This is a genomic window from Roseicyclus mahoneyensis (genome assembly GCF_003148775.1).
In the GTDB taxonomy this organism is placed as follows: domain Bacteria; phylum Pseudomonadota; class Alphaproteobacteria; order Rhodobacterales; family Rhodobacteraceae; genus Roseicyclus; species Roseicyclus mahoneyensis.
Genome location: NZ_QGGW01000026.1, coordinates 1 through 2,541, shown reverse-complemented (window position 1 = coordinate 2,541; position 2,541 = coordinate 1). Strand labels below are relative to the sequence as shown.

General features: G+C 66.4%; 3 protein-coding genes. All 3 read right to left on the bottom strand.

The features are described from left to right. Window positions 1–28: 28 nt before the first annotated feature. Window positions 29–1,654: an IS66 family transposase gene (gene tnpC / locus C7455_RS19740; RefSeq protein ID WP_109671164.1), complete on the bottom strand. Its 1,626-nt coding sequence runs from the start codon at window positions 1,652–1,654 to the stop codon at window positions 29–31. 62 nt (window positions 1,655–1,716) lie between these two features. Next, on the bottom strand, window positions 1,717–2,064 hold the full coding sequence (tnpB, locus tag C7455_RS19735; RefSeq protein ID WP_109671163.1) for an IS66 family insertion sequence element accessory protein TnpB: 348 nt from the start codon (window positions 2,062–2,064) through the stop codon (window positions 1,717–1,719). Next, window positions 2,061–2,441, bottom strand: coding sequence for an IS66-like element accessory protein TnpA (gene tnpA, locus C7455_RS19730; protein WP_109671161.1), 381 nt, complete (start codon window positions 2,439–2,441; stop codon window positions 2,061–2,063). The genes tnpB and tnpA overlap by 4 nt, the downstream gene beginning before the upstream one ends. Window positions 2,442–2,541 lie beyond the last annotated feature (100 nt).

Sequence of the window (2,541 nt, the reverse complement as noted above, 5' to 3'; positions counted from 1 at the left end):
GTAACCGGCCGGTTGGCACCGCGGTTGGTTAGGCGGCCTCGGCCTGAGCGGCGGCGACCGGTGTCCAGTTCCACGGCAGGAGCTCGTCGAGCCGGTTGATCTTGTGGTCGTGGATCCGGTCGAGCACGTCGGCGAGATAGGCCTGCGGATCGAGGCCGTTCAGCTTCGCGGTCTCGATGATCGTCATGGCGCGGGCCAGCGTTTCGCCGCCGGTATCGGCGCCTGCGAAGAGCCAGTTCTTCCGGCCAATGCCGATCGGGCGCAGGGCGCGCTCGGCCGGGTTGTTATCGATGGCCACGCGACCATCGGTGAGGAAGAGGCTGAATGAGGCGCGACGGGCCAGCCCGTAGCGGAACGCGCGGGCAAGGTCGCCCTTGCCAGGGATCCGCGTGAGCTGGCTTTCGGACCACTCGAAGAAGGCCGCGACCTTCGGCGCGCTGTGCTTCTGGCGCGCGGCAAGGCGGATCTCGGCGGGCTGCCCGTTTATCTCGCGTTCGATGTCGTAGAGCGCGCCGATGCGATCCAGCGCCTCGCGCGCGATGGCGGATTTCGTCTTGTCCCACTCATCGTGGAAGTCACGCCGCAGATGCGCCCAGCAGGACGCCTCCTGCAGACGGGGCGTGCCGTCGGGATCGGTCTCGTAAAGCTTGGCATACCCTTTGTAACCGTCGGCCTGCAGGATGCCGCGGGTCTGGGCCAGATGGTTTTGGACATGCTCTTGCTTCCAATCCGGGGCGAAGCGGTAGACCGCCCCCGGTGGCGCAGTCCCTGCCCAGGGTCGCGGATCGCGGACATAGGCCCAGATCCGTCCCTGCTTCACCCCCTTCCCGAGGCCGCGGTCCTTGAGGGACCGGTCCAGCACCCGGATCGGGGTGTCATCAGCATGGAGGAGGTCGCTGGCCATCACATCGGCCTCGATCCGTTCGACCAGCGGCGCCAGCACCTTCATGGCGCGCCCACACCAGTCGACCAGCGTGCTGTCCGGGATGTCTGCCCCCATCCGGGCGAAGATCTCGTTCAGGCGATACAAGGGAAGATGGTCGTCGAACTTGGACACGAGGATCCAGGCCAAGAGCGCCGCGCTCGCCATGCTGCCGGGGATCGGACGGCTGGGCGCAGGCGTCTGAACCATCTTCTCGCAACGACGGCAAGACTTCTTCAGCCGCGCGATCTGCAGGACCTTCAGCTGCGCCGCCACGAGGTCGAGCATCTCGCTCATGTCCTCGCCCACGAGACGCAGGTCGCCGCCGCAATCCGGGCAGCAGCTGCCCGGGTCGAGTTCGCGCCGTTCGCGTGGCGTGGTTGCCGCCACACGGGGGCGGCGGCGCGGCTTGCCGGCGTCGCTGTCATCAGTCGCACCCTCAAGGGCGGCATCCGCCTCGTCCTCGTCCGCCGGGGTGGTGGTGCTTTCGGCGCTGGCGATGAGCAGATCCTCGAGCGCCAGCTCGAGCTGTTCGATCTCGCGCTCGATCTTCTCCGAGGACTTGCCGAAGGCCTGCTTCTTGAGCTTCGCGATCCGCATTTGCAGCGTCTGGATGAGCAGATCATGCGCCCGGAGCGTCGCCGCCATCTTGGCGTTTTCCGCCTGCAAGGCGGCAATCATCGCCTTCAGAACAGCGGGATCTTCAGGAAGAATGGGCGTGTCGCTCGACATGCCATCATCTACCACGGCCGATCACAAAGAGCCATAAAAACAAGGCGTTTCAGGCGGATAAATCACCCAACCCGGGCCGGTGGCGCGCCCCAGTCCGGCCGCCGCCAATCAATCCCTTCCCACAACATCGCCAGTTGCGCCGAGGTCAGTCGCACCGCCCCCGAGCTGGTGTTCGGCCAAGGAAAGCGCCCGCGCTCGAGGACCTTGTAGTAAAGACAGAACCCCTGGCCGTCCCAGTAGAGGAGCTTCAGCCGATCGCCCTTGCGGCCCCGGAAGGCGAAGACCGCACCACCGGTCGGCTTCTGGCGCAACACGTCTTGCGCCAACGCCGCCAGCCCGCCGATCCCTTTCCGCATATCCGTCGCCCCGCAGGCCAGATACACCCGAACCCCGGTTCCCGGCCCGATCATGCGGCATCCACCGCGCGGATCAGACGCGACAGCGCGGCATCGTCGATGTTGCTCTCGAACCGGAGCACGCGGCCCTTCGCGAGGCGCAGTTCAACCCAGACCACCGGATTGGAGGCCGCGGGTCGATCTTCCACCACGGTCAGCTCCCTCGCGGGCACCGTGCCAGCAGGCAGGAACAGTGCGCCCGCATCAGGAGACCACAACCCCTTCCGCTTCAGCTCGTGACGCCAGGCGTAGATCTGCTGACGCGTAACCTCGTGCCGTTGCGCGACTTGGGTCACCGTCGCGCCGTCGGTCCCGACCGCGCTCACGATCGCCAGCTTCACCTCGTCGTCCCAACGCCGGCGACGCTCAACACCCAGAACTTCGCCTCGCATCGCCCCTCCGCGCATAAGAGACGTCGCAAACGACGTCGTTATGCACGTGTCTTAGGACCTCACGCCGAAATCCGGCAGGCGGTGCCAATCGGGCGGTTAC